General features: G+C 42.5%; 1 protein-coding gene. It reads left to right on the forward strand.

Annotation, left to right across the window (positions count from 1 at the left end; all coding sequences use genetic code 11):
* Nucleotides 1-1,885: 1,885 nt before the first annotated feature.
* Nucleotides 1,886-3,143, forward strand: a 1,258-nt coding sequence (locus NFR90_RS11465; RefSeq protein ID WP_251453134.1) for an FAD-dependent oxidoreductase, incomplete at its 3' end; no start/stop codon positions are given.

The following is a 3,143-nucleotide window of genomic DNA, read 5'->3' on the forward strand; positions in this document are numbered from 1 at the left end:
TCCTTTTATTCCACTGAAATAAAAGGATTTTTTGTGATTTTTAAATTTTTAGTTCTCTAGTTCTGCAATTTTTCAGAGCAGGACTTTATTATCTCTGTTCATAAATAACCATGACAAATCTAAGCTGTTGCTTCCTTTGTTTATCCCCGCTTAAGTGAAATCGGGTCGTTAAGTTTTCCTTTGGCTGGGAAGGATATTGAGCGGAGTTAAAAGCGAGATTTTGCCCATTTTGTCACCGCTATAAAAAAGGAATTTGAACTGTCAAATGAACAGCCCCTAAAAATGCGTCTTAAGTGAGTTTGCAATGAGAAATTTCTTCCGATGTCTGTTTCTCGCTTTAACTTCTTATGAGCCAAATTAACTGTAAATGTTGGGGCCAAAGTCCAAGAACAAATTATTTTGGGCCGTTGTGATTTAATTGAGAATAAAAATAGTGAAGCTCTAGAAAAGCAAAATCTCAAAATTTTTCTAAAATAAAATCAAAGAAGTTGTCCTAGCCCAGTTAAGCTCGGGTGCGTGTCCAGTGATTGGCATAGGCGGCTAGTATGGCTCTCGTCCCGAGGGCAATGCTCTTTTATTTTCAGCTCAACACTTCTTTTAGACCCTGTTTTCATTTCCAACTCCCGCTCATACCGCTCGATGTAATTACGCTTGAGAGTCTGAAGTCCAAAAAGAAGTTCCCGAAGAGCTGGAGGTCGACGCGTTAATAGCAACCGGCAACGAAATTTAAATTGCAAAACAGACGAATAACCTACTGCTGCAGTACAGTTTCCGGCCGTCTGCTTCGAAGCTGTCGAAGCAGCCCTCAAATTACACTCGAACCTTCTTCTGCATCGTTTCATTAAATTAAATTTCTTGAATATGCGTAGGAGTTTTGATCATACAGAGTGACTGATTTAAACTGACTTATGCTTCCGGCAACCCCATTGTTTCAGGAACTAGAGAGATAACGGGCGTAGACGCATTGGTTAAGAGAACAGACCTGCGTTCATCCGGAGGCAATTGCTTTAATTTACTAATTTTATACGGACATTTTTCTTCCGTTCAAAATCCACGCATTTTCATAGGCATTTGTGGCTGAGACCACGCAGCTGTTTTCAAGTTTGGATCCAAGGATTATCCGAGGTGGAGCTCTTGCTTTCGTAGGTGTACGACTTCGCCGCAAAGATCATTTCAGAAAAGGCCGTCTACTGCCTAGCTCTGGAGGCTAACGAGGACCTGACCTATGAACAGGTACGAAGCATCTTTGAATTGGGGTAAAGCAGCACAGGCGTCTGTGACTAGCCAGAGCGACAAAATTATGAAAAGAAAAACTCGTGCTCTTCCGAGAAATATTTTGCTGAAAGAGAAATCCTTAATAAATGGATTGCTCGCGACGAAGGTTCAATTGTGGAAGCCGTCACTGATACTGAAAAGAAAAATACCGGTGGGAGCCTTGGAAGTTATTACATCTCATCATTAAGGAACGAAGCCGCGAATGTTGTACAGGCTCTGCGTCTCGCATTTAGACATCGTCTTTAATCAGGATAGGCTGTAGTGTACAACTCAGTATTTGGTCGGAAGAATGTCTTGCTCTTAACTTCACGACAAAAATCTAAACCAACTTGAAAGAAGATACAGAGACAGCCGGCTCAACCAAACCAGAGAGCAGGGAAAGGCTGAATAAAATAGAGGATATGCTGGTTGCAATGAGTGATTGCATACGGATCTAGCTTTCTCATGGAATAGGTCTCCAATCAAAAGAAGATTCGTGTCGTTGTTTTTTGAAGTTGCCAAATTTGAGAAAGAAAATAAAGTCCATAATTCAGATTTTTCTCCCCCGAACAGGGGTATCGCGGCACCGATTAGCTCTCTAGACTTTATTCTGTCCATTAAGGGGAAGCATATGAAAAAACTTATACTCAATACTGTACTTTTAGCCTCACTTCCAATGGCTGCTCAAGCTTTTGCTGTTACGTTTAAAGCGGGAACTTATGAGGCCTCCGCCGACGGTATTCACGGGCCGGTCATAGTCAAAACAACCTTTTCAGAACATAAAATCAATTCCGTTGAAGTCACTAAGCAGAGCGAAACTGAAGGAATCGGAACAATAGCAGCCGCGCAGCTTCCCGAAAAGATCCTAAATGCTCAGTCGACTAGGATCGATGGAGTTGCTGGTGCTTCAATAACTTCCAAAGCCATCATCTCTGCAGTTAACAAATGCATTGAACAGGCGGGAGCCAAACCGGAACAACTTATTCCTGTCACAGCTAAGAAAGGGGCTAAAGAAGAAAAATTGTCCACAGATATGGTTGTTGTGGGGGGCGGAGGCTCCGGAATGGCAGCAACGATTGAAGGAAGAATGCGGGGATTAAAAGTAGTTCTAGTTGAAAAAATGCCGTACATTGGCGGAGCCGCAGCGATTTCCGGAGGTCAAGTTGTTGCACAAGGATCAAAACTTCAGAAACAATTTGGTTCGACAAAAGACAGTCCAGAATCTATGATGAAGGACTTCTTAGCCAACGGACATGATCTTAATGACAAGCGTATGCTGTCTTTGTATGCCAATAATGTTGGGAAAACTATCGACTGGCTGCATGAAAAAGTCGGAGTAAAGTTCATTCCTAACGATTTGCCTTATCTTGCTGAATATTCGCATCGTCGAGCACTGGAATTCCAAGGCGGAGCCAAAACAATGGCACAACATCTTAAAAAAGTAATCAGCGAAAACGGCGCTAATGTTCTTTACAACACTCGTGTACAAAAACTTTTGACTGATGACAAAGGAGATGTCATAGGAGTGAGTGCGATCGATGATAATGGCGTGACTTACACCATTACATCCAAAGCTGTCCTCCTGGCAACGGGCGGCTTCGGAAATAACAAAGAAATGCTCTCTGAACCAGTGAAAAGTGCCTTGTACTATGGACCCGTCTCCTCAACTGGTGACGGTCATCAAATGGCCATGTCTTTAGGTGCTAAAACTCAGTTGATGCAGTATGGGAAACGCTATCCAAATGGTATCGAAGTTTCGCCTGGAAAAGCAAAATCCACGATTTATGCAAACGTCGGTGCCTTCAATTGCTCAGGGATCCTTGTTAACGTCAACGGTGAACGGTTTGTCAATGAAAAAGCGAGCAATCGTCATATTTTGGACCCGATGA

This window comes from Parasutterella muris (assembly GCF_943193095.1).
Lineage (GTDB): Bacteria > Pseudomonadota > Gammaproteobacteria > Burkholderiales > Burkholderiaceae_F > Parasutterella > Parasutterella muris.